The sequence below is a fragment of the Gulosibacter chungangensis genome, assembly GCF_008831155.1.
Classification (GTDB): domain Bacteria; phylum Actinomycetota; class Actinomycetes; order Actinomycetales; family Microbacteriaceae; genus Gulosibacter; species Gulosibacter chungangensis.
The window spans coordinates 1-23,261 of the sequence record NZ_WBKB01000010.1; the positions used below are offsets into that span (position 1 = coordinate 1).

Below are 23,261 nucleotides of genomic sequence, written 5' to 3' on the forward strand. Positions count from 1 at the left end.
CTCTCCGTAAATGAACAACACTGACATGAACACAAAACGCATCCACACCAGCAAAATTCGAAATACACTGACCCCGAAAGATCAGAGTTCAATCAACTGACAAAACAAACCACACACACCCAAACGGGCATGTACTGGCTCTCTTTATCCAAAATAAGGAACCACAAAAGGGTCCAAAATGGCATTAGACAATAAAAGTGCACACTGTTGAGTTCTCAAGGATCGGATGCACCCCACCATTCACCACACCAGACGACTACTGTCGCGCTAGTTTGTGTGGCTTCCTCGTGGAGGCAACTTCACAATCTTACAACAGGCTTTCCTGCGTGTCAACTCCAACTCCCGTGAGATCTAACCGATCTTTCGAAGCGGCGAACCACTCAATATTCTTGAGTCTGGTTCAGACACTGGCAGGCGTTCCCGCCTTGTTGTGTTGTTGTCGTTTCCGGCAACTCCATAAGCATAGGACACTCGAAACCCCCACCGCAAACCCGGGCACCCCAAACCCCCGCCTTCGGCACCAGAACGGGGCACACGACCCAACAACCCGGGCGTGTCACAGGCCCAAAAGGCCTATCTCAACACTCGACACAAAACAAAAGCCGGCCCGCACAAGCAGCCAGAACAGAACCATCCATCCCTAACCACCCATACGGACCGGCATTCACAGCCCCGCGCTTGTCCGGCCTACGACTGCTTGCGACAGCAAACCGGCCGATCGCCCGCTAAGCCGCAGCGACCACCCTTCGTTTTCGCTGCAGGGCGACTGCCGTGATGGCCAGCGCCGCGGCTCCGATCAGCACGAGGCCGGAGATCGCGGCGAACACGTCACCGGCGGCACCGCCCGCATAGATTGCTTGCAGACCAGAAACCACCTGGCCCATCGGCATGAAACCGCTCAGGCTCTGTGCCCACCCTGCACTGAACTCGAGCGGAATAATCCCGGGGACGAGGATCAACTGCAAGAGCAGCAACGCGATCGAAATCACGGCGGCCGTTCGGCGTCGGAAGAGCGTCGCAAAGAGCAGGTGGAGTGCGGCAACGCATCCGGTCGCCAGAATCGCGACCACGAGAGAACCGAGTAAGCCGCTCCAGGGTGCACCCAAGAACAGGTGCGGGATGACGGACAGCACCAGCGCAACAACGCCCACCGGGATAGTCAACTTTCGTGCTGCCGCGAGGAAGATCGTCGCGTTCGAGGCACTTGACTCAAGAATGTCTTCGGTCACTGTCCGGCGACGCAACGCGGTGATAAGCGCCGCAAGCCAAATACCGACCGCGAGGCCGATCGCGCCGAGCACACCGCCAAAGGTTGGATCGTGCTTCGCGACAGTCTCGGCGATAACCGGCTCGGCGAGAATATCGGCGAAGGCTTCGGGATCACCAATCGCGTTCTCTGCCTGATCGGCACCGTCCTGCAAACCCTGGGCCATCGTGCGGGCGCCGTCTTCAAGCTCGCCGATCCCGTCACCGAGTTCTTCACCGCCCTCATTCAGCTCCTGTTGACCGTCGTGAATCTGGCTCAGCCCATCCGCGAGCGCCGATGCGCCGTCACCAAGCTGCGACGCACCATCTTCCAACTGCGAGCCGCCGTCAACCAACTGCGAACCGGCATCAGTGAGCTGTTCGCCACCGTCAATAATCTGGCCCGAACCATCCACGATCTGGCCACCGCCGTCAATCAGCTGCCCGGCTCCATCCGAAAGCTGACCAGCGCCATCCGCAATCTGGCCGACACCCTCGGTGTACTGAATAATTCCGTCAGCGAGTTGACCGACCCCATCCCCGGCCCCCGCAAGGGAGCCGAGCTGATCGGCAGCATCCGAAAGCCCCGACTCGAGAGAACCGAGGTCGAGACCGGAAGTGTCGATGGCGCTGAGCAGCTGATCCACCGCATCCCGGCAGTTCGTGGCCGTTGCCGGATCAACTGCCTCGAGTTCATCGCAATAGGTGCTCAGCGTCGAGGGATCGAGATCCGATAGGCCACCGAGCAGCGGCGCGAGTTGCTCAAGCTGGTCGGCGAGGCCTGCGATCTGCGGACCGTAGTCGCTAAGTTGATCCGCCATACCCTGCAACTCACCGGCGGCATATTGCAGATCATCCGAACCACCGTCGAGCTGATCAAGCCCGGAAGAAAGCTCCTGCACTCCCCCGGCGAACTCATTCACGCCACCGACATAGTCCTCTACACCCGAGGCATACTGCGAGACACCGCCGACGTACTGGTCCACGCCGTCCACGTAGGCCGAGACACCGCCGGAATATTCATCGATCCCGTCCGCGAACGTACCCACGCCATCCGAGAACTGCACCGCACCGTCATAGGCCTCACCCGTGCCATCGGCCAGCTGCACACTTCCGTCGAGGAATTGCGAGAAACCGTCGTCGAGCTGTCCGATGCCGTCAGCAAGTTGCGTTGCCCCATCGGCAGCTTCCTGCAGGCCGCCCGCCGATTCATTGAGCCCGTCAACGAGACCGACCGCGATCATGTTCGTCACGGTCTGCCCGAATTGTGCCGTAAGACCGTCAAACACATCCTGGCTGACCGCACCGGTCAACCAGTCCTTCGACTGGCTGGTCGTGATATCGATCCGCGCAGCCCGCGGGTCACCACCCGAAAGCGAAACAATCGAGGCCGAGAAATCCTCCGGAATCGTCAGTACGACATACGCCTCCCCCGAAGCGATGGCTTCCTGCGCGGTGTCCTGACTCGCGAGCTGCCAATCGAAGAGGTCGACATTCTCGGTATTCGTAAACCAGCTCACGAGCAAGCGCCCAGCGACCACTTGGGTTTCGGTGCCGTCGGCATTCGCTTGCGTTGCCATCTCATCGTTATTGACGATCAGTGCGGGCAGGGTGCCGCTGCGTTCATTTGCGCCACCGAGTGCCGCGAAATAAAGGCCGACCAGGGCCAGCGGCACGAAAATCGCGACCAGCAGGTTTCGGATGCGCGCATTCTTGAAGCTCGCGGCGCGGCTATCGGGTCGAGTGGTGGCGCTCATGCGCGCGCATCCTTTCCAAACAGGGAGTGGCCAAGGGGTGAGGTGTCACCGGCATGCTGCGGTAGTGATTCGGTTCGCAGTTCGACGACGGTGATGCGTCTGCGCAAATCGCTGAGGTCCGATTCGGCAGTGTCCAACACGACCGAGGAGTCGAGACCGACGACCAGCGTGATGTCGCGGTTAATCAGTCGTGAGACGGCCCGCACCACTGAGGTCACCAATGGGGCCCCTGCCTGCCCGTGGGCGACGGCACCGAAGTCGATCACCAGTAGTTGCGGGATCTCCACGATCGAAACCCCCGCGAGCGCGACGGACCTCGCCACCGCATCCAGCGCATCCAACCGGCTCGACTCGCGCAGACCACCCGGGTGACCGATCGCGCGCAGAGCCGCGTTGAGTTCCTCGAGCACAATGCGAATTTCCGCGGGTGGGATTTCTTCCCGAGCGGTGGTGCGACCGTATGCACCGTGGCGGCCGAGGAGCTGGCCGAGGGTCAGCTCGCGCTCTCGGTCGCTGAGTGAATCGAGATTGCACAGCGCAACCTGCGAGATCAGTGCACCGCCATCGCCCGGCACCGTTCGGCCGAGAATCTGCGCGCGACCGCTTGCCGGGTCAATCCGTCCCGCAAGGGTTGCTTCGAGCAGCCTGCGGGATGCGAGATCGCCCCGCACGAACAACATGCCGCCAGCAATAACATCGCAGGTCACTGGGCTCGCCGATCCGTCGCCGACGCGCAGGTCTTCGAGTGCGATCGCCGCGTGATGTTCCTTCGCCCAGGCTGCACGTTCACGGTACTCGCGCAGCGCCTCGCCCTCGATATCGAGGTCGGGCAGGATGCGGTCAAGCCACTTTGGCAGCGTCCAGGCATGCTCCCCAAAGAGTGCCATCAGCGCGGGTACGAGCGTCATGCGAACCAGGAAGGCGTCGAAGGCGATGCCCGCGGCGAGACCCAGTGCAATCACCTTAATCACACCGGCACCTTCCGGAACGAACGCGATGAAGACGAAGAACATGATCAGCGCCGCGGCGGTCACCACGCGAGCCGCATTCGCGAATCCATCTTCGATCGCATCCCGAGCCTTTGCCCCGCGAACGTGCGCTTCGCGCATACCTGACACGAGAAAGACCTCGTAGTCCATCGCGAGCCCGAAGACGATCGCGAGCAGAATGATGGGCAGGAACGCGATAATCGGGCCGGGCACAATGCCCATAAATTCGCCGAGGATACCGTCCTGGAAGATCAGCACGACGATGCCGAAGGCCGCGAAGGCCGAGAGCAAGAAGCTGAGCGCCGCTTTGAGTGGCACCAACACCGAGCGGAACACCATCATCAGCAGAATGAAGCTCAACCCCACGACCACGCCCGCGAAGGGCAGCAATGCGTTGTTGAGTCGGTCAGTGATATCGATTTGTACCGCGGTGGCACCGGTTACCGAGCTGACTGCGCCGTAGTCCGCCTTGATCTGCGGCGCGAGCTCGCGCAGTGCGGTCACGGTGTCAAGCGTCGCGGGGTCATCGGGCCCGGTGGTGGGCACAACCTGAATGATCGCGGAGTCAACCGTGATGTTCGGGATGGCCGAACCGGCCGACTGCACACCGGGGGTATCGGCGACCAGATCGCTAATAGCGGCCAGGTCATCCATCATTGTCTCGTTCTCAACCTGGGTGATGTCGAGCATCACGACCATCGGGCCGTTGGCACCCTCACCGAAGTGATTGGTGATGATGTCATAGGAGTCGCGGGCGGTGGCGCCGACAGCTTCGCTTCGTCCCGAGGGGAGCGAGGTCTCCATGTGGAGCGCGGGCAGTGCTAGGGCGCCGAGCCCGGCGATCACCAGAATCACAAACACGATCGGTGCCTTCAAAACCGCGCGTACCCAGCGGCGACCCATCGTGGGTCGTTCATTGCGGCCGGTCTCGCGCTTGAGAGCACGTGATCCCGGTTTCGGACGGAGCCGCTCGCCGGCGAAGGCGAGGAGCGCAGGTAACAGTGTGAGTGAGGCAAGCAAGGCCATGAACACACCGGCCGCGGCGGCAACGCCCATCACCGAGAGGAAGGGGATACCGACAATCAGCAGTCCCAATAGCGCCACCATCACGGTCGCCGCGGCGAAGGTCACCGCGGAACCCGAGGTACCCACCGCAGTCGCGGCGGACTCTTCCACATCCTCACCCCAGGCCAACTGATTTCGGTGTCGGGAGAGGATGAATAGGGCATAGTCAATCCCCACCGCGATACCGATCATCACCGCAAGGAGTGGACTCGCGCTCGAGACAGTGATGAACCTGGTGACAAAGAGCAGTGCCCCCATCGTCACACCCACCGCAATAATCGCCGACGCCAGCGGAAGCCCCGCGGCCACGACCGATCCGAACGTCACGATCAGCACGATCGCAGCAAACAGCACACCGATAGCCTCGGTAATTGTCACGCCGTATTCGATGTCCTGATACAGCTGACCACCGAATTCCACCCGCAAGCCGTCGGCTTCGAGGCTCTGCGCGATCTGGGCGACCTCTTCTTTGTCGTCCACGAGGTCGCTCATGACGTTGGTGTCGAACTGCACGGAGATAATCGCCGCGCGGCCGTCATCGCTCAGTGAGCCGGTGGCGTATTCCGAGAACGGATCGAGGGCCTGTGCCACGTGACCGACCTCATTCAGCTGTTCCGAAACATCCGCAATCGCTTGGCGACGGTCCTCGATCGTGCCGGATTCCGCCTCCAAAACGATCTGCGCACTCGCGCCGGCGACTTCCGGGAACACCTCGCCGAGCCGATCAAGCGCCTCCTGCGATTCGGTACCTGGAATCTCGAAGTCTTCCTTCATCTCGCCACCGAGCCCAAGGCCGAGCCCGAGCGTGGCGACGAATACTGCCAACCAAGTGATCAGCACCGGCCATCGGTTGCGAAATGAGAATCTTCCGATGCGGTACAGAAGCAGCGCCAAAATTGTCCCTTATCTGAAACGAAGGATGCGCGACAGCGAGGTCTCGAGGCAATGAACCGAAAAATTCGCCCGCTTCGCGATGCAACACCACTAAAGCTATCGGTTTTATCGAGCTCTGCGGGAACTCGGCACCATTAATTGGATCTTCGTTCGCGCCCCGCGAAGCTTTGGATCCAGACAACCGGGCTTGTCGTGAACCGAACCCTCACTCGGCAACGGGTACGCTGATTGCGCTGGCATCTATGCCAGATCAACGCTGCAATACGAAGGAGTCCAGATGCGCAAGTACCTCCTCAACGGTGCGCTGCTGTCAGCAATCGCCGGGATCATCCCCACTCTGAAGAAATCTCAAGAGGCGCGCTCGACCTGGACCACAGTCCTGCAGTGGGTGGTTTGGGGCGCAACCGTCGCCCTCGCTGTCATCGCCATTCGTGAAAACGCGGAAGCAGCAAGAGAAGAAGAACTCGAAGCCTAGAAGTAAAACGGCAGACTTTCTCTTAAAGTCCGCCGTTTTACCGTGTGGCGACCAGGAAACTCCAGGTCAAGTCCCTAAGCTTCGGTGAAGCCACGAAAGGGGTCTACGGATGTTTGGCTGGATCCGCAAACTTACCCAGCGGGCGGCGGTCGAAGAATCGACTGACACGTCCTCTCTTCTTGCACCCGATAATTCGGCTGCAGAAACCCACGCGCAGCAGGCGCCGCTACCGCGCACCGACTCGATTGCTTCTTCACAGGCAATCGAGCCAGCACCGCGCATGGTCGATGTCTATACGCCAGAACCGATGCCGGAGCCGCCGACCTCTGAGCTTCCCGAGCCACAGCTCGCGGAGTCTTTCGAGGCACCCGGCACGGTAGAAGAGGAAGTGGTCTTCGAGGATGACCACACCTTCACGCCGGTGAATTCAACTGAACGCACGAGTGCCTTTGCTGCACCCGCAACCTCGGTCAACACTGCGACTGTCACAGTTGCAGAGACGGCGGTTGCTGAAGCACCGGTTACTGAGCTCGAGAATGCTGCAGCAGAAGCCGAAGCTATCGATGAACGCATCGAAGATGCGAGCGAAGCCGCCGCTGCGATCGCGACCGAGACGGCCGAGGCGACCGAAGCATCCACCGAGCTGGAGCCTTCACCGCTGGAAGCCGAGTTCGACGGGCTGCTCTCCGCGCCCTCGCCGCGTCCGGCGATGCCGTTGAGCGCTCACCCGAACTTCGCGGGACTCGGTCTGGCGCAGTGGGAGCCCATCGCTCCGCGCCTGCTCGAACCGGAAGCCGCGCTCACGCCGGCAGCACAGGAAGAGCTGATCAAGCTCTTCGATGACCTCTTTGGCCCCTGCGGCCGTTACCGCCTCGAGTGGCGCACTGACCGTCGCGCAGGCGACGATGCGATGTTCGCCGAAATCATGACCGCCGATCTCGTACGCCGCGTGCAAAACACCATCGCGGATGTTGCTGAGCTCGAACGTCCCGAGCCTCCCAAAGCGATCCAAGCGGCATTCGTTGACCTCGAGGAAGACGGCGACGCAGACGAGGCCTTCCGCCAAGCCAGCTAGCTCACGCATTCGCTCGGTCCCGGCCAAGCGAATCCGAGCATCCAGACCCCAATAAAGAACCCGACCAGAATCATCTGGTCGGGTTCTTTATTGGTTGCGCGTGAGGCTCTATCCGATCTCCGTCTAGATCATCGACAGGCGGATTGCATCCCACATCCCGGCGAGCACGAGGCCGATCACCGCTAGGTACCAAATCACAACAATGACCCAGGCCCAGCCGGTCAGGGCTTGGCCTGGCTTGGCCAGGCCCTTCCCGAACCGACCCTGCGCGAGATTCGCCACCGTGGTGAGCGTCATCAACGGAATCGTGGCCGCCCAGATGATCATGCACCACAGGCATAGGGCGCGCAGTTGGAAGCCGCTGAACCACTGCAGGTAGGTAATCAGAACCGCGCCACCGAGCAGCCCGATATTGAAGATCACCAGGTACCAGCTCGGCAGTTTCGCACCGGTGGTCAGCACGACCCCGGTCACCACTGCGATCGTGAAGCAGACCAGGCCCAGGATGATATTCGGGAACCCGAGCACCGCTCCGGCGCTCGACATCATCGCAGGCTGGCAGGTTACGAAAATGCTGATGTCACACAGCAGTTCGGCGTCGGGCTCGGTCAGCGCGTGCAGGTATTCCAGCGTCAGCGAGAAGCTCGCGATGAGCCCAATCCCGCCCAGGACGATCAGCACCCAGCCAAGGCCACGGTTGCGGAATAGCGCTGGCAGCTTCGACTCGGTTACCGCGGTTGTGGATGCACCGGTCGCCTCATCGAGGTCGTGCGCGCGTTCGCTCATCAGCGGGTTACTCCGCCGGAGTTTCTTCGGTCGCGGCCGACTCGGCGGGCTCAGTTTCCGCTGGCTCAGTCTCGGCAGGCGCCGGAGCTGCTTCACCGGATGCTGCCGCAATTACCGCGCGCAGTTCGTCACCCGAGGTGGGCAAGGTCTCCTGGTACTCGCCGTCGATAAAGAGCGAAGGCGTGCCCTGGACACCGTCAGTGCGTGCCTGATTGGTGCGATCGCTCATCCACCACGAGAAATCGCCGTTCTCGATGGCTTGCAATGCTTCTTGCGAAGTGACTCCGAGCGCGGCGACCTGTGTCGCGTAGTCACCGTAGGACATCGTGGCCTGGGTTTCGGCGGGGATCGCGAAGAGACCGTCCATAACGGTGAAGAAGAGTTCCGGCTGGTATTCCACGACTGCCGCGGTGGCCGCGCCGGCAACGAGACCGTATTCGCTCACGAAGCGGATCATATGGAAGTTCACCTTCGCGCTGCCGTCAGCAATGACCTGTTCGATGTCGCCGCCAAGCACCTCGTGGTAGTCCTGGCAGTGCGGGCAGGAGAAGTCGAAGTAGTAGTCGACAGTGACCGGTGCGTCCTCGAGCCCGACGACAATGCCGTCGTTCGACGCGGCAATCGGCACCTCGACCTCTTGCCCTTCGCTGTTCGTGATCGCCACCGTCCCCGAAGATTCCGGAACCTGCTGATTACCGAACCACTTCGGTCCCATCACGACCAGCAGCACAATCGCACCGATCACCACGATCGCGCCGACCACGATGCCGATCTGAGTGAACATCCGGTTGCGGCGCTTGCGAGCCTCTTCCTTCAGCCGGAGGGCGTTTGCTTCCTCGCGGAGCTTTCGAATGTGTTCGCGGTCTTTACTCGCCATGGTGTATTAGAAATCCATTCAGATTGGTCAGGAACGCACGGTCCCAGGATTAGTTAAGCCTGCAACTGTCTCGCAGTAGGGTACCCCAGGTCCACAAACTCAGGCTTGGAAATCCTTGTGCCGAACACCTAGTGCTTCAGCAGTCGGCTCAGGGCTGAATTATCTGTCCGCCCGTGCGGATCAAGGTCGGTGCGAATATGTGCGAAATCACCGTACCGAGGCATTACGTACGCAGCCTCCGCGCCGTTGAGGGTGTGCCAACCGCCCCAATTCGGCAAACCGCCCAAGTCGATGAAGAGGTTCTCGGCTTGGCGCAGTGCCTGCTCGGCTCCTTCCTCGAAACGACCCGGCAGTTGCAAGCAGACCGCCACAACATCCTCACCGTAGGCAGGCGACAGCCACACCCCGTCCGCGGCAACCAAAGAAATCCGAACGTTCGCAGCGGCAAAGGCCTTACCGCTTGAAACCAACCGGCCAAGTTCAGCCACAACCTGCCGCGCCTTGGCAATCGGGAACTGGTATTCCACCTGCAAACCGTAATCGGCATCCCCCGACACATCGGTGGACTGCCGCACGCTTTCCGCGCCGGTACGGTCGAAAAGGTTCGAGACCCGGTCAATCGCGGGTGCCAGGAAAGGCAGGAATTTCGCGAGCTTCTCCCGGAAGCGTGCGCGCTTGCGAGGCTTGGTCTGCAGCCTCGGTTCGGCCTGGGCTGCAATAGCCGGATACGCGGCCGCCTCGAGTGCTTCGGCCTCGTCTTCGAGCCAGCCGACGGTTAGTAGTGCCTGATCGCCATGAGGGCGCCAATCCACTCGATAAAAATCCGTCTTCGCGCGCGCCTCGAGAATATCGCTCACCAGTCGCTCAATATTGCGACGCTTGCGGTTGATCCGCAGTTTGGCGTAGCGACGAAACTTTACCGTGACCTCGGCGATCACCCCGAGTGCCCCCAGGTTGAGTCGGGCCGCCGGTAGATAGTGCATATTCGTGCGCTCGGAAATCTTCAGCAGTCGGCCCTCGCCGGTCACGAGAGTCACGCCGTCAATGAGCGCCGAAAAACTTGCCTCGCGGGGTGCGTAGCCGTGTGCGCCAGTGGCAACGGCGCCACCGAGCGTGGCTTTTCCGTCACCCGGCGCGCCAATCATCGCGGCACCGTACTTTCGCAGTTCAGCGTTCGCCTCGTCGACGGTGGTGCCCGCAAGGAAGGTCGCTGTGCCAAGGGTGTCATCCACGCGCACCATGCCGCGCAACTCGGAAGTATCGATCAGCACCCCGGGCGCCGCGGCAATACCGGTCATCGCGAATCCAGCCCCGGTCGCGTGCACCTGCTCACCGTTGATTGCCGCGTGACGGACTGCATCCACCACCTCATCGACCGTGGTGACCGACACAATGCGCGTCGGCAGACTGCTCGCTGAACCGACCTTGTTTTCCCAGCGAATGCCAGTTCGCTCGCGAGATACCCCTGTACCACGCGCATCCTTCGTTGCGAGTCCGCTCGTACTGCTCACAGGCTCCGCCTTCCTCAACCATCGCTCAATGCTATTCTCGCCGATTCCGATCGGCCACCGCACGCCCAGTGTGCAAAGCCGCGCAATCAGGAAAAACGCGCTGATCAAACTCTACTCGGTAGCGCCGCTATGAATCCCCACGGTCAAGCGGCTTGGCGGTGGATGCGCGAACCACCAGGTTGACCGGGCTCACCTCGACGATCGGGTCGGTGGGCTCCTCATGAATCACCCGTCGTAATAACCGCACGCAGGCGGCACCAAAGTCGCGTGGTCGCAAATCCAGCGAAGTAATCTGCGGCTCCGTGTACTGCAAGATCGAGGAATCGGCCGCCCCGGCAATGAGGAGGTCCCGTCCGGGTTCACGGCCGGCAGCCATGGCGGCCGTGAGCACTTCAATCACGGTGCCATCAGTCATCGAAATGATCGCATCAATAGACCGGTCATCGACCAGCTCCGTGGCCAGGGCGCTCACCTCTTCAGCGGTACCGGGGAAGCTCGTCTCATAAATTCGCGGTTCGAGCCCGCGCGCTTCGCACCAAGCGAAATAGGCCGCACGCGCAGAACTTGCCCAGTCGGTGGACCCGACCGGCGCAATGAGCGCGGGAATCTTCGCGCCCTGTGTTTCAAGATGGTCGAGCAACATCGGGAAGGTCTGCTCGTGATTGCCGTGTACGGTGCCTCTCACGGCGGTCGAATACTGCAGTGGCCGCTCACCGGTGACCACGGGAATACCGGTTTTTTCAGCAGCCTTCAACATCCGGTCGTCGAGCTGCGGGTCGAGCACCAAGAGGCCATCAAAATCAAGCAGCGTGCTCGCGGGGTATTCCCCCGAGATAATCGCCACGAGCAGGCCCTCCTCGCGCGCCGCATCCACCGCGCCGAAGGCCAAGTCCATGTAGTACTCGCGGATCGTTGACCCTGGCGGGAGGCACAGGCCAATGACCCCCGTGCGCTGGGTGCGCAAATTGCGGGCGGCACGATTCGGGCGATAGCCGAGCTCGGCGGCTGCGTCTTTGACACGTTGGCGAGTGGCCTCCGACACGCGCCCGCGATTCGTTAGCGCGAAGGAAGCTGCCGAGCGGGAGACGCCGGCTCGGTCTGCGACGTCCTGCAGTGTCACCGCGGGACGACGGGCAGCACCGTTGTTGCCTGAATCTGCGCTGATCACCATGATGTGGAATTTACCACCCCGGGCCAGATTTGCAATATCGATTTAGCTCCGGCCGGGTAAGGCGTCTTTAACCCCAGCTTGGCGGCGTCTTTTCAAAGTGGGGAGTAAATGAGGAATTCGCGTTTTCGTTGACTCCTCTTGACCTGTCCGGGAAGCACAAAAGCCCCGACTGGATTGCTTTCCAGTCGGGGCTTTTGTGCTCTTGTGCGCCCCCCGGGGCTCGAACCCGGAACCCATTGATTAAGAGTCAATTGCTCTACCATTGAGCTAGAGGCGCCTGCCGTCGCGATGACGACTGAGTGAGCTTAGCACGGTAATTTTCGCGAATGCAAATCCGCTTTTCTGCGCGGCGTGTTTCCCAAGTTTTCGCCAAACTTGGCCCCGACCCGATCGGGCACAATGGGCCTAGAACCTATCCGCGAGAACCTACGAGGAACCACACATTGTCTGAAACCGCTGCCACCATCCGTCTCGAAACCGGCGATACCGCCCCCGCGTTTACCCTGACCGATCAAAGTGGCAAGGAAGTTTCGCTTGCCGATTTTGCCGGCCAAAAGGTGGTGCTCTACACCTACCCCAAGGCCTTCACCCCCGGGTGCACGAAGGAAGCCTGTGACTTCCGCGATAGCGAAGCGCGCATTACTGCCGCGGGGTACGTCGTCCTCGCCGTCTCCTCGGACCCGGTTGAAAAGCTCTCCCGATTCAAGGAAGAAGAGCAGCTGCCATTCACGCTCTTGAGCGATCCAGACCACAGCGTGCAGACGGCCTACGGCGCCTACGGCGAAAAGAAGAACTACGGCCGCACCTACATTGGCTCGATTCGTTCAACCTTCCTGATCGATGAGGAAGGCAAAATCATCGAGGCACTGTACAACGTCAAGGCCACCGGCCACGTTGACCGCATCCTCAAGAAGCTTGCGGCGTAGCGAACGCTAGCGACGGCGCAGCTGTTCGGTAACTGCCGGGTGGAAGATCAGGATCAATACCGCTAACGCGAGGATCGCAATCACCCAACCGAGTAGCTGCGCCATATCGCCCTGCAAAATCACCACAGCCGCAGCTGTCTGCAAGACCTGCCACGTAATGGCTGCGCTTCGGGTCCAGGTCTGCCCTTGGCGGATCCCAACAAAAATGGCCGCGAGAAACGCTGCGCCGATGAAGGCAAGCACGATCAGGGCGATCGAGGTGGCAACCGAGAGGGCGGGTTGTGTGAGCAGGTCATAAATGAGCAGCACCGCAACCGCCAGCATACCAACGGCTTCGACCCCGATGAGAGTGCGCAGCACCCGAACGGGCCACTCCGGCGCCGATTTGACCTGTTCGCTCACGGCGCCTCCGAATAATTTTCCTTGATCAGCATGCAAGGGCGTGGCAAGATAATACTCCAGATCATGACATCAACCGCTGAGTTCCGCACTTTTCGAATTTCAGCGACGGTAAATGTCTCGCAGCTCCCCTTTCTGGAGCGTTTTCATTCGTGCGCGGATTTCGCGTAGACAAGGAGCCCCATTCCATGGATTGGCGTGACAGTGCAGCATGCCTCGAGTACGACCCCGAGCTGTTCTTCCCCGTGGGGAACACCGGACCGGCACTCGAGCAGATTGACAACGCGAAAGCGGTCTGCGCGCGATGCCGAGTAACGGAGCAGTGCCTGCAGTACGCACTGGACACGAATCAGGATTCCGGTGTTTGGGGTGGCCTCTCGGAAGACGAGCGCCGCGCACTCCGTCGTCGTGCCGCCCGCGCACGCCGCGCTTCCTAAGAAACGCAAACTTCTTTTTCGTGAGGACGAGCTCTTGCTCGTCCTCACGTTTTTTATGCGTCGATTTCTAGGCGGCGACGAATACCGGAACGCCGCTAAATCGTGTCGATAGCTTCGGTGTTCGAGGTCACACCCCAGCGCTTCGGGATGCGGATTTCCACGCACGTCCCCTCACCCTGGGTGGAAGTCCAGTCAATGGTGCCCGCGAGTTCACCTTCAACGAGGGTTCGCACAATCTGTGTGCCGAGGCCGGTACCGTCGTGGCCGCCGACCATCCCCCTACCGTTGTCTTTCACCTGGACATTGAGAAAGTCTTCATCCCGGTTGACTTCGACCACCACGTGACCGTCCGCGACATCATCGGCAAAACCGTGCTCCACGGCGTTGGTCACGAGCTCCGTCAGTGCGAGCGCCATTGGGGTGGCATATTCACTCGGCACCGCGCCAAAGGATCCACGCAGTTCCGGGCGGATGCGTGCGGTACCGGTACCACCAGCGACCTCGGTGGCCAACCGCATCACGCGCAAGAAAACTTCATCAAACTCTACCGACTGCGAGAATCCACCGGACAGGGTATCGTGCACCACCGCGATCGAGGACACCCGGCGCATCGCCTGCAATAGTGCCTCGCGTGCCTCATCCGAACGGGCACGGCGGGCTTGGATGCGCAAGAGTGCCGCAACAGTTTGCAGGTTGTTCTTCACCCGGTGGTGAATCTCGCGAATCGTCGCGTCCTTGGTAATAAGTTCCTGCTGCTGGTGCCGCACCTCGGTGGTGTCACGGCACAACAGCAGGGCACCAAGTCGCGTGCCCTGTCGATGCAGTGGAATGGCCCGCATCGTCACGTTGACGCCACGCGCGTCAATATCGGTCATCCACGGTGCACGCCCGGTCACGACCAGTGGAAGTGCCTCATCCACCGTGACGTGCCGCTTGTCATCCACGAGCGTGGAAGCAACATCGGCAAACACTTCGCCTTCAAGTTCGCCACCAAAGCCGAGCTTGTTCATCGCTGAAAGTGCGTTCGCGCTCGCAAAGGTCACGACCCCATCCGGGTCGAGTCGAATCACCCCGTCGGATGCGCGAGGCGCGCCCTGACGGTTGAAGTCGGGGGCATCCGGATCGGGGAATTCGGCGGCCTCGATCATCGTGAAGAGATCTTCCGAGATCTCTCGGAAGGTGAGTTCCTGCCGCGTGAGGTGGCGAGGACCCGAGAGATTGGTGTGGCGGGTAATAATCGCAATCGACTTTTCCGACCGTGTCGCTTTGCCCTCATCGAGTCGCATCGAGTGCACCGGGGTAATCGTCAATTGCGCAGGAATCTCATCGAACCAGTCGGGGGCCGAGGAACGAATGGTTTCGCCGGTCTGATAGGCACGCTCGACTTCGTCCGCCCACTGTTCACGGATTTCCTGGCCGATGAGATCGCGATAGAACAGCGTCGGCGCACCGGATGGCCGCACCTGGCCAACGGCTACAAACGTCTCCGCTTCGGTGCGGACCCAGAGGACCAGGTCCGCCGTGGCTAAGTCAGCAAGTAGTTGCCAATCACTGATGAGCCACCCCAGCCATTCGCGGTCTGCAGGGCCCAGCGTGCTAAAGCGCTGAATAAGGTTGGTGATGCTCGACACGCGATAAGCCTACGAGACTCTGGCTGTCAGTGTGTTCCGGGCGTGCCGAAATGCGATCCGCGAGCGCACCGATCTGGCGGCTGAGCTGGGAACGCGGCGAGGCATCCACGATCGAAAGCGCCCCACCAATCGCCCGGTCACAAGCCTTCGGATCGTTCGGCAAGAGTGTCACCTGCTCAATGCCACCGAACCGCCGCAGCACCTGCCGAATCTGTGCCCCAGCATCCACCCCACTGACGCTCCCGCGCACTTTATTGGCGACCGCTTCAATGTGGCACTTCGCACCGACGCTTTCGAGCAGGTGCAGCCTTGCGCGCAGATATCGTTGAATCCCGAGCGGAGTGGCTTCCGCGAGCGCAATTACCGTGTCGCTGTACTCCAACACCGTGTGCGTGGCGGCATTGCGACGCGGGGCGGCCACGTCGCTCACAAGCTCTTCATCTCGCTCGAGATTGAACCCGACGTCGACGATGACAATATCCGCTTGCAGTGTTGCCTGCTCAAGGACTCCACGCATTCGTGAGCGACTCAATTCCGGCCAGCGTTCCGGATTCACGATGCCGCCGAGCACGAGGAATGAGTTCGAGAGTGTCTTCACCTGCGAAGCGATTCGCTCAAATTCCAAGCTGTTCAATGCTCCGGCTCCGGCAAGCCGACAGGCGGCGGCAAGCCCCGGTGATTCATCGGTGATCCCAAGCAGTTGCGCGACCGCACCGCCATAGGGATCGGCGTCGATGAGCACCACGCGCGCTTGGCGGTTGGCGAAGGATGCGGCCAGCGCGATGGCGAGGCTGGTGCGGCCGGGTGCCCCGTAGGGTCCCCATACGGCAATTACCTCGCCCTTCCGCGACGTTGCGGGCGGCTCACCGTGCGTTGCACTGCCGGTGGCCCGGTCGGCGGTTGCGGATGCTGTGCCCATAGGTTGCGCGCCACCGGTTTGTGGGACATTCGCGTCGGCTTGTTCGATATCGCGGTCGGAACTCTTTTTTCGCCAGGCGCCAATGCCGGTCTTTTCCTTGCCTGTGCTTTTTCTGCGCTTGCCCTCTTTGCGCTTGCTCTCGTTGCGTTCTTGGAGTTTGCGCTCGCGCCGGGAGAGTATCGGTTCGGTGCCGTTATTCGGTTCGGGGTGGGACGTGACCCGCGACGCAGTGATATCCGTCGAGTGCGCGCCTAAATGCGGTTGCCCCGTCGAAAGCCTGCCGGTGCCTGCCGAGCTGTCGTCATGCCCCGAATCTCTTTCTCGCTCATGACGAGCGGGGTTGGATGCGTTCAGCAGGGACTCGAGTTCCGGCCACTCCAGTTGCGCATCCAAGCGATCAACCACCCCGAGCGCCAGCGCATTCTTGCGCTCAACTTCGTCAGCCATCAGCACGAAGATGCGCGAACCCGCTGCGTCACAGGCGGCCAGGCTACGCGCGGTGAGAGTTTCGGGACCACCCTGAGCGAGCACAATATCCGGCCGATTACGGGTGACCGACTCAATGAGCGAATCCCCACCGGTTACGCGGTCCACGACCTCGTGGCCGGAGACCAGAATCCCCTCCAAGAGGCGAGCTTCGATATCAAAATCAACAGCGAGCAAGATCCGCACGGCCACTACTCCCCTACCGGTTGAAACACGGGCACGAGGTGCATGCGTGAGCCGTTGGTCAGTGCCGTCAGCACTTCGGCGAGATCAGCATCCGGCAGCCGCAACTCAACCTCAACCTGGCCGTTATTGACGAGTTGTTGCGATTCGAGCACCCGCACAACCTGCGCTTGTTGGACGAGCACCACGGGCGGCTCATACGTCCCCGGCCGCTCACCCGGCGCCGCTGCCCACAGCTCCACGGCCACACCGGTACTGACGTTTTCGGGCAGTGCCCCGCTGATTGCAACCACCACGGGAGCCGAAGCATCGTCTCCCGCACCGAGGGCACTCAGCGGGATAAACTCGCCCGCACCGATTGGCCTGGTGGTGATGATCGCAGCGTCGCTCAGGCTTTCCGGCGAGAGGTAGAGTTCATTGCTACCGGCAACGGGTACTTCCACAAGCGAGAGTGACTGCTCGGAGATGGTGTCTCCCTGCGCAATTGCAACGGCTGCCACGTACACCGGCACCGTTTGTTTCGCCGCCGAAACGACCCAGACAACGCCCAGCACCGAGGCGATCACCAGGACGCTGCCAATCAGCAGTCTCGGGTCGAGGCGAATACGTTGTCGAAGAATGGACATGACAGCTCCGATGGCTCGGTGGATTCAACGTCAGCCATATTGCCCGATCTCCAGATTCGGTTAGAGAGTTATCCACAGGTGCATTATTTGTCGGTGGCGCGTTGAATAATGAATCTATGCCTCAATCCCCCGCGCACCGCTTTGAGCGTTTCCTCACGCTGGCCGACGTTGCTGAGATTCTCAACGTCGAGCTCGCCATCGCGCGCGAACTCGTCGAATCGGGCGAACTCGCCGCGATCCGCATCGGGCAAGTAGGCCAATGGCGAGTCGAACAGCGCGCGCTCGAGGACTATGTGCAAGACCAGTACGAGCGTCAACGCCGCGAGGCGCGGTTCGCCGAGTCGGAGTTCGATGACATCGCGGAACTCACCTTCCCGCGGGAGGACTACTCCTAGCCGGGGGCTGTCGACACGGCAGCGCGGAATACTGCGCCGGACTAGTCGGTCTGGACGCGGATCAGCGTGAGGTCAGCCAGCGGTACGAGCCTGAACGTGCCGATCTGAGATTGCCTTCGCGGCGTCTCAATGTCGTGCATCGCAATATCAATGTGATCTCGTCCAACGCGATCGATCGTGCCGTAGTAAGTCCCGTTCAGGGTAGTAATCTCGCAGTGTGATCGACGCCGGGCGAGATCCCGAAGCGGGATGCTCAACCCGAGTTTTCCAGTTACCGCACCGGGGCGCTCAGGAAGCGGTTCTAGCGAGCGCGCGATTTGGTCACCTGTCAGCAGCACCGAGCCAATCCCAGCGATCGGCACGATACAGGCCCCGTACCTGCGGACGACTCCGACAAGGTCAGCCCCGAACCAATCGGCGCCAAATTCAATCGGTCGTATCTCGACTCGTTCGCCCGTATGCAGCTCCAGCGTAATGCGCTCATCCGGCTTCAGGAATTGATCGAGCGCCCCGAGTCGATCGCGCAGCGTGAGTCGATTTACCCGCAGGCGTTCTTCGTCAATAGCCGCTCGGCGACGTTCCTCTTCGAGGCCAGCATCAAATTGGCTCGCGAGGTCATCAAAGAGTTCGTCCCAACGCACCCCGCTATTGTGCGCTACTCGGCTCCGCCTCGAGAAAGTTATCCACAATGACGCTATGTGTCGAAGCGAAGTTCTCCACAGTTTGAAATCAATTAACCTGGACCCTGACCAATATGTGTTTAATGGTCGCGAATTGGTACGACACCGACCAACGTAGGTTCGGCTTGAAAGGCACCCACCTGAGATGTCCAGTCCCGCACGCTCCATCCACGATTCCCGATCCACACTCGCAGTACCTGCGACGCCCGGATCGTCAATGCCGGCGTCGGCGATGCCGGCACCGCTGCGGGTCGTGGAAAAAACTCACAATGAGCCATGCACGGAGACCTTCGGTGCCGGTGTCTTGACGAGCGATGAGCTCCTCCACGAACTGCCCAACCCTGAGCCGTTGCTGCGAAATCTCGGCCGCAGCGTATTTGAAGCCATGGCCGGTGTGCGCGAAGTTGAACAGATGGCGCGCTGGATCGCACCCGACGTGTTCTCTGGATTGCTCGCTCGTGTTCAGCACGCCGCACGTGCCCGGCGCATTCGCGGCAGGAGCGCGCGTCGCCCGATGATCGAAACAAAGACCTGCCTGTGGCAGTCACCCCGCGCGGGCGTCGTGGAGGCGACTGTGCTGGTCGACCTCGGTCTTCGGGTTCGAGCGGTTGTCATCCGGCTCGAGGCGTTCCGCGGTCGTTGGCGGGCCGAAAAGCTCCACGTACTCTAAGCCCGCGGCGCTACTAAGAAACGCGCTGCTACGAAAGCACGAGCCATTCCCTAGCCTCCGCAACAGCGCGCTCCGACACACCTTGCTCGGTGAGGAACGACTGCGCATTGAATGCCGCAACGAATTTTTCGAGTGCCTGCCGCCGAGAAGCGACCATCTCATCCACTATCTCGGGCGGTTGCCAGGACTCATAAGGGTGCGTCAGTCCCCGATGCCGTTCATTGATGACCCGCACTGCCAGTTCATCCTGCTGCTGAAGGTGGGCGGTATCCGCCCCCAGCGCGAGCAAAATCACCGAGGTGAGCAGCCCCGTCCGGTCACGGCCAGCAGAACAACAGATGAGCGTCCCGGGTCCCGCGTCTAGGACCGTGCCAACCGTCCTCGCCACCCGATCTCCGAACATCCCGAGGAAATCAAGGTAACCGGAAGTGTGGTTCATATAGGGCTGAAATCGGGACTTGAACGCGGGACTTTGCGGATCCTCAATCGGCGAAAAGTAATAATCGATCCCAGAGCCCTCCGACAATTCCGGTACGCCTCCGGGTTCCGCCGGATCGCGCAAGTCGATGATCCGGTGCACCCCGGCTGCCGCAGCCTGTGCGAAGCCCGCGGCCTCCCAAGCTTCGGGCTTACCCGAGCGAAACAATACGTTCGGCCGCACCACGCCACCCGCGACCTGAATGCCTCCCAGATCGCGGGCGTTGAACGAGCCGGCCCAGGTGAACTCGCGCTCCGTCGGGCCTACAACGGCATCTCGCTCAGCGCGATCCGTCGCGGCTTCAGTGGCTTCCGCGGCTTGCGCACCCCAAAACATCTCCACGGGCTTCAACCTCCCACCTTCGTAGGCCGCGAGGGCTACTTCGAGTTGCCCGAAGGCTTGGAGGGGGCCGGCTTTGAGTTCTTGGGCTTTGTCGTTTCTCGCTTCGGATTAGTTGCCCCGGAAGCACTCGTCTTCTGTCCGAACGCCCCGATCTGCGTCTTCTTCTGTTGCGCCGCACGCGACTGCTCACGAGCCAGATCCGCGGCAGAACGGCCCTGCGGTGCAGCCTGCTTTGCGGGGTTCCCCGATTTGGCTTTGCCCTTCTTCGGCGCAGACTTGCTTGTGCCGCCGCTTGTTACGCGCGTGCCGACAGCGCCCTGCGGTGCCGCACCGGCGGTGCCGCGTGCTTCGTTCAATGCAGACGCGGTGCCCTGCGACATCTCCTTGCGGATGGCCGCACGGGTCGCATTAGCGTTGACGTGCCCGGCGCCGTCGGTGACTTGCACATTGCCCTGGTCGTCAGCAGCCGAGTAGTTGAGCTTCTGCGGCTGCTGCTGGTCGAGGCCCTTCGCCTGGATGCGTACCTGACGCTGAGTGGAGCCATCCTCGGCTTCGACTTCCGTCACCTGCACGTCGAGGTTCATGAGGAAGCCGACCGACTCCTCACGAATTCCGCCGAGCATCTGCTGATACATCTCGTAGCCTTCGCGCTGGTACTCAACCAGCGGGTTACGCTGGGCCATCGCACGCAGGCCAATACCGTCCTTGAGGCTGTCCATCTCATATAGGTGGTCACGCCACTTGCGGTCGATCACCTGCAGCACGACTCGGCGCTCGAGCTCGCGCATGGCCTTCTCACCGAGAAGTTCCTCGCGCTTGTCATAAGCGATCTTTGCGTCCGAGAGCACCTCTGCGATGACTTCTTCAGAGGTCACATTCGACTCGCCGTGCTCCTCGATAATCTCCTCAACGCTGACGGTGACCGGGTAGAGCTGCTTGAGATCGCTTTCGAGGGTTGCGGTATCCCACTCCTCCGGGTTTGCCGCAGCAGTGTGCTCATTAACGATGTCGGCAATCGCGCCCTCAATGAAGCCCTGCACCTTGTCGGCCAGGTCATCACCCTCGAGGATCGCGCGCCGGTCGGTGTAGATCGAGTGACGCTGCTCATTGAGCACGTCATCGTATTTCTTCACGTTCTTACGAATCTCGGCGTTACGGGACTCCACCTGCTGCTGCGCCTTGCGGATCGCGCCCGAGACGATGCGCGATTCGAGCGCCATATCGTCCGGGGTGTTGTCATTGTCCATGATCGCGCGAGCGGCTCCCGTGTTGAACAGGCGCATCAGGTCATCCGTCATTGACAGATAGAACCGGCTTTCACCCGGGTCACCCTGACGTCCGGAACGACCGCGCAGCTGGTTATCGATTCGGCGCGACTCGTGGCGCTCGGTACCGAGCACGTAGAGGCCACCGAGATCGGCAACTTCTTCTGCTTCTTCCTCGACTTCCGCTTTCACGCGCTTGAGGATTTCCGGCCACTTCTTCTCGTACTCTTCCGCGTTCTCTTCGGGATCGAGACCGAGCGCAGTCATTTCTGCCACGGCGATGAATTCGGCGTTACCACCGAGCATGATGTCGGTACCGCGACCGGCCATATTGGTGGCCACGGTGATGGCTCCCTTACGACCAGCCTGCGCAACGATCGCGGCTTCCCGTGCGTGGTTCTTCGCGTTGAGCACCTCGTGCTTTACTCCGCGTCGAGCCAGCAGCTTCGAGAGGTATTCGCTCTTTTCCACCGAGGTGGTGCCGACCAACACCGGCTGCCCGGTGTCATAGCGTTCGACAATGTCCTCAACGACCTGGTCGAACTTCACCTTCTCGTTCTTATAGACAAGGTCCGGCTGATCGATACGCGCGAGCGAACGGTTCGTCGGGATCGGAACCACGCCCAGCTGGTACGTCGACTGGAATTCGGCCGCCTCAGTCTCGGCGGTACCGGTCATGCCCGAGAGCTTGTCGTACATGAGGAAGTAGTTCTGCAGAGTCACAGTCGCGAGCGTTTGGTTCTCGGCCTTAATCTGCACACCTTCTTTGGCTTCAATCGCCTGGTGCAGACCCTCGCTATAGCGACGACCAGCCAGGATGCGCCCGGTGTGCTCGTCGACGATATTCACTTCCCCGTTCTGCACAACATACTGCTTGTCGCGAGCGAAGAGGGCCTTGGCCTTGATGGCGTTATTGAGGAAGGAAATAAGCGGAGTATTGGCCTGCTCATAGAGGTTGTCGATACCCAGTGCATCCTCAACCCGGTCGATACCGGGCTCAAGAATACCGATGGTGCGCTTTTTCTCGTCGACCTCGTAGTCGCGATCTTCTTTGAGTCCCTTCGCGAGCTTCGCGAATTCCACATACCAACGATTGACATCGCCGGACGCCGGGCCCGAGATAATCAGCGGGGTACGGGCCTCGTCGATCAGAATCGAGTCAACCTCATCGACGATCGCAAAGTAGTGGCCGCGCTGCACACAGGCGTCCACCGAAGCAGCCATATTGTCACGGAGGTAGTCGAAGCCGAACTCGTTGTTCGTGCCGTAGGTGATGTCAGCTGCGTACTGCTCGCGTCGCTGAGCCGGGGTTAGGCCCGAGACGATGCAGCCGGTGGTCATCCCGAGCGCGCGGAAGACACGACCCATGAGGTCGGACTGATACGAGGCGAGGAAGTCGTTCACGGTGATCACGTGCACGCCCTTGCCTGGGATTGCGTTCAAGTACGCCGCGAGCGTAGCGACGAGCGTCTTACCTTCACCGGTCTTCATTTCGGCGATATTGCCGTCGTGCAGGGCGCCACCACCCATGAGCTGCACGTCATAGTGGCGCTGGCCAAGCGTGCGTCGAGCAGCCTCACGGACGGCAGCGAAAGCTTCCGTCAGCATCCCGTCAAGGATGTCCTTATCGGCTTTACCCGCTTCCGACTCTGCTTCGTAACGCTCACGGAAGTCCGCGGTCAAATCCCGCAGTTCTTCGTCGCTCAGCTCCTTAAAGCCATCTTCGAGGTGCCCCACCTGCTTCGCCATACGCTCGAGACGGCGCAATTGCCGCCCCTCGCCGAAACGCAGCATCTTCTCGAGGATTGAAGCCAAACCGATCTCCTGATAAATCTCTTCTGGGCCGTGCACAATCGGGGTGAAAGTGCCGTGAGCAGCGAAAAACCGCGCGACACACCCCGGGCCATCGTGACATCGTACTTTGCCACTATGAATGCCAACACCAGGTTTTCGCTATTTTCGGCCTCAGCCTCACAACC

19 protein-coding genes and 1 tRNA gene are annotated in these 23,261 nt (G+C 60.9%); 6 read left to right on the plus strand and 14 right to left on the minus strand.

The window, feature by feature from the left end; genetic code table 11:
- Window positions 1-725: 725 nt before the first annotated feature.
- Together F8O05_RS12975 and F8O05_RS12980 are read right to left on the minus strand one after the other, a co-directional pair.
- Window positions 726-3,002 (minus strand): YhgE/Pip domain-containing protein, encoded by a 2,277-nt coding sequence (locus F8O05_RS12975; RefSeq protein WP_158053180.1) that lies wholly within the window; start codon window positions 3,000-3,002, stop codon window positions 726-728.
- The gene (locus tag F8O05_RS12980) at window positions 2,999-5,896 is read right to left on the minus strand and encodes an MMPL family transporter (RefSeq protein WP_158053181.1); all 2,898 of its coding nucleotides are present in this window, start codon (window positions 5,894-5,896) and stop codon (window positions 2,999-3,001) included. Before F8O05_RS12980 ends, F8O05_RS12975 begins: the two co-directional genes overlap by 4 nt.
- Before the next feature lie 331 nt (window positions 5,897-6,227).
- On the opposite strand from F8O05_RS12980, the gene F8O05_RS12985 reads away from it, so the two are divergent.
- Both F8O05_RS12985 and F8O05_RS12990 read left to right on the plus strand, forming a co-directional pair.
- Window positions 6,228-6,425: a hypothetical protein gene (locus F8O05_RS12985; RefSeq protein ID WP_158053182.1), complete on the plus strand. Its 198-nt coding sequence runs from the start codon at window positions 6,228-6,230 to the stop codon at window positions 6,423-6,425.
- 109 nt (window positions 6,426-6,534) lie between these two features.
- On the plus strand, window positions 6,535-7,500 hold the full coding sequence (locus tag F8O05_RS12990) for a hypothetical protein (RefSeq protein ID WP_158053183.1): 966 nt from the start codon (window positions 6,535-6,537) through the stop codon (window positions 7,498-7,500).
- Between the two features lie 123 nt (window positions 7,501-7,623).
- On the opposite strand, the gene F8O05_RS12995 is transcribed toward F8O05_RS12990, so the two are convergent.
- The 5 genes from F8O05_RS12995 to F8O05_RS13015 form a co-directional block, all read right to left on the minus strand.
- Entirely contained in the window at window positions 7,624-8,286 is a 663-nt protein-coding gene (locus tag F8O05_RS12995) for a vitamin K epoxide reductase family protein (protein WP_158053184.1), read from the minus strand.
- A gap of 7 nt (window positions 8,287-8,293) precedes the next feature.
- A complete protein-coding gene (locus F8O05_RS13000; RefSeq protein ID WP_158053185.1) occupies window positions 8,294-9,163 on the minus strand; it encodes a thioredoxin domain-containing protein in 870 nt (289 codons plus the stop codon).
- A gap of 128 nt (window positions 9,164-9,291) precedes the next feature.
- On the minus strand, window positions 9,292-10,674 hold the full coding sequence (locus tag F8O05_RS13005) for an FAD-binding protein (RefSeq protein ID WP_192497190.1): 1,383 nt from the start codon (window positions 10,672-10,674) through the stop codon (window positions 9,292-9,294).
- A gap of 127 nt (window positions 10,675-10,801) precedes the next feature.
- A complete protein-coding gene (locus F8O05_RS13010) occupies window positions 10,802-11,845 on the minus strand; it encodes a LacI family DNA-binding transcriptional regulator (protein WP_158053187.1) in 1,044 nt (347 codons plus the stop codon).
- 205 nt (window positions 11,846-12,050) lie between these two features.
- Window positions 12,051-12,122: transfer RNA gene (locus F8O05_RS13015), tRNA-Lys, on the minus strand.
- A 166-nt stretch (window positions 12,123-12,288) separates the two neighbouring features.
- On the opposite strand from F8O05_RS13015, the gene bcp reads away from it, so the two are divergent.
- Window positions 12,289-12,771: a thioredoxin-dependent thiol peroxidase gene (gene bcp, locus F8O05_RS13020; RefSeq protein ID WP_225735912.1), complete on the plus strand. Its 483-nt coding sequence runs from the start codon at window positions 12,289-12,291 to the stop codon at window positions 12,769-12,771.
- Between the two features lie 6 nt (window positions 12,772-12,777).
- Here the strand turns inward: bcp and F8O05_RS13025 are convergent, their stop codons facing one another.
- A complete protein-coding gene (locus tag F8O05_RS13025; RefSeq protein WP_158053189.1) occupies window positions 12,778-13,173 on the minus strand; it encodes a hypothetical protein in 396 nt (131 codons plus the stop codon).
- 185 nt (window positions 13,174-13,358) lie between these two features.
- Between F8O05_RS13025 and F8O05_RS13030 the strand changes: the two genes are divergently transcribed.
- Window positions 13,359-13,607, plus strand: a complete 249-nt coding sequence (locus F8O05_RS13030) for a WhiB family transcriptional regulator (protein WP_158053190.1) — start codon at window positions 13,359-13,361, stop codon at window positions 13,605-13,607.
- Window positions 13,608-13,702: 95 nt separating this feature from the next.
- Here F8O05_RS13030 and F8O05_RS13035 read toward each other — a convergent pair whose 3' ends face one another.
- The 3 genes from F8O05_RS13035 to F8O05_RS13045 are packed head-to-tail and all read right to left on the minus strand — an operon-like array spanning window position 13,703 to window position 17,452.
- Window positions 13,703-15,238: a sensor histidine kinase gene (locus tag F8O05_RS13035; protein WP_158053191.1), complete on the minus strand. Its 1,536-nt coding sequence runs from the start codon at window positions 15,236-15,238 to the stop codon at window positions 13,703-13,705.
- Complete coding sequence (locus F8O05_RS13040) at window positions 15,204-16,829, minus strand: hypothetical protein (RefSeq protein ID WP_158053192.1); 1,626 nt, start codon at window positions 16,827-16,829, stop codon at window positions 15,204-15,206. Before F8O05_RS13040 ends, F8O05_RS13035 begins: the two co-directional genes overlap by 35 nt.
- 5 nt (window positions 16,830-16,834) lie before the next feature.
- Entirely contained in the window at window positions 16,835-17,452 is a 618-nt protein-coding gene (locus F8O05_RS13045; RefSeq protein ID WP_158053193.1) for an SAF domain-containing protein, read from the minus strand.
- 116 nt (window positions 17,453-17,568) lie between these two features.
- Between F8O05_RS13045 and F8O05_RS13050 the strand changes: the two genes are divergently transcribed.
- Window positions 17,569-17,847 (plus strand): helix-turn-helix domain-containing protein, encoded by a 279-nt coding sequence (locus F8O05_RS13050; protein WP_158053194.1) that lies wholly within the window; start codon window positions 17,569-17,571, stop codon window positions 17,845-17,847.
- A 41-nt stretch (window positions 17,848-17,888) separates the two neighbouring features.
- Here F8O05_RS13050 and F8O05_RS13055 read toward each other — a convergent pair whose 3' ends face one another.
- Complete coding sequence (locus tag F8O05_RS13055; protein ID WP_158053195.1) at window positions 17,889-18,488, minus strand: hypothetical protein; 600 nt, start codon at window positions 18,486-18,488, stop codon at window positions 17,889-17,891.
- A 184-nt stretch (window positions 18,489-18,672) separates the two neighbouring features.
- Here F8O05_RS13055 and F8O05_RS13060 point away from each other — a divergent pair, with 184 nt between their 5' ends.
- Entirely contained in the window at window positions 18,673-19,197 is a 525-nt protein-coding gene (locus F8O05_RS13060) for an Rv3235 family protein (RefSeq protein WP_158053196.1), read from the plus strand.
- Window positions 19,198-19,225: 28 nt separating this feature from the next.
- On the opposite strand, the gene F8O05_RS13065 is transcribed toward F8O05_RS13060, so the two are convergent.
- Both F8O05_RS13065 and secA read right to left on the minus strand, forming a co-directional pair.
- On the minus strand, window positions 19,226-20,011 hold the full coding sequence (locus F8O05_RS13065; RefSeq protein WP_225735919.1) for a tyrosine-protein phosphatase: 786 nt from the start codon (window positions 20,009-20,011) through the stop codon (window positions 19,226-19,228).
- Between the two features lie 41 nt (window positions 20,012-20,052).
- Window positions 20,053-23,097: a preprotein translocase subunit SecA gene (gene secA, locus F8O05_RS13070; protein ID WP_158053198.1), complete on the minus strand. Its 3,045-nt coding sequence runs from the start codon at window positions 23,095-23,097 to the stop codon at window positions 20,053-20,055.
- Window positions 23,098-23,261 lie beyond the last annotated feature (164 nt).

Bases quoted from the DNA above. Each gene is read 5' to 3' on its own strand.
- F8O05_RS12995 (WP_158053184.1), bottom strand. From the start codon at position 8,286: ATGAGCGAACGCGCGCACGACCTCGATGAGGCGACCGGTGCATCCACA.
- F8O05_RS13065 (WP_225735919.1), bottom strand. From the start codon at position 20,011: ATGTTTTGGGGTGCGCAAGCCGCGGAAGCCACTGAAGCCGCGACGGAT.
- F8O05_RS12990 (WP_158053183.1), top strand. From the start codon at position 6,535: ATGTTTGGCTGGATCCGCAAACTTACCCAGCGGGCGGCGGTCGAAGAA.
- F8O05_RS13045 (WP_158053193.1), bottom strand. From the start codon at position 17,452: ATGTCCATTCTTCGACAACGTATTCGCCTCGACCCGAGACTGCTGATT.
- F8O05_RS13060 (WP_158053196.1), top strand. From the start codon at position 18,673: ATGTCCAGTCCCGCACGCTCCATCCACGATTCCCGATCCACACTCGCA.
- F8O05_RS13010 (WP_158053187.1), bottom strand. From the start codon at position 11,845: ATGGTGATCAGCGCAGATTCAGGCAACAACGGTGCTGCCCGTCGTCCC.
- F8O05_RS12975 (WP_158053180.1), bottom strand. From the start codon at position 3,002: ATGAGCGCCACCACTCGACCCGATAGCCGCGCCGCGAGCTTCAAGAAT.
- F8O05_RS13050 (WP_158053194.1), top strand. From the start codon at position 17,569: ATGCCTCAATCCCCCGCGCACCGCTTTGAGCGTTTCCTCACGCTGGCC.
- F8O05_RS13030 (WP_158053190.1), top strand. From the start codon at position 13,359: ATGGATTGGCGTGACAGTGCAGCATGCCTCGAGTACGACCCCGAGCTG.
- F8O05_RS12985 (WP_158053182.1), top strand. From the start codon at position 6,228: ATGCGCAAGTACCTCCTCAACGGTGCGCTGCTGTCAGCAATCGCCGGG.
- F8O05_RS13000 (WP_158053185.1), bottom strand. From the start codon at position 9,163: ATGGCGAGTAAAGACCGCGAACACATTCGAAAGCTCCGCGAGGAAGCA.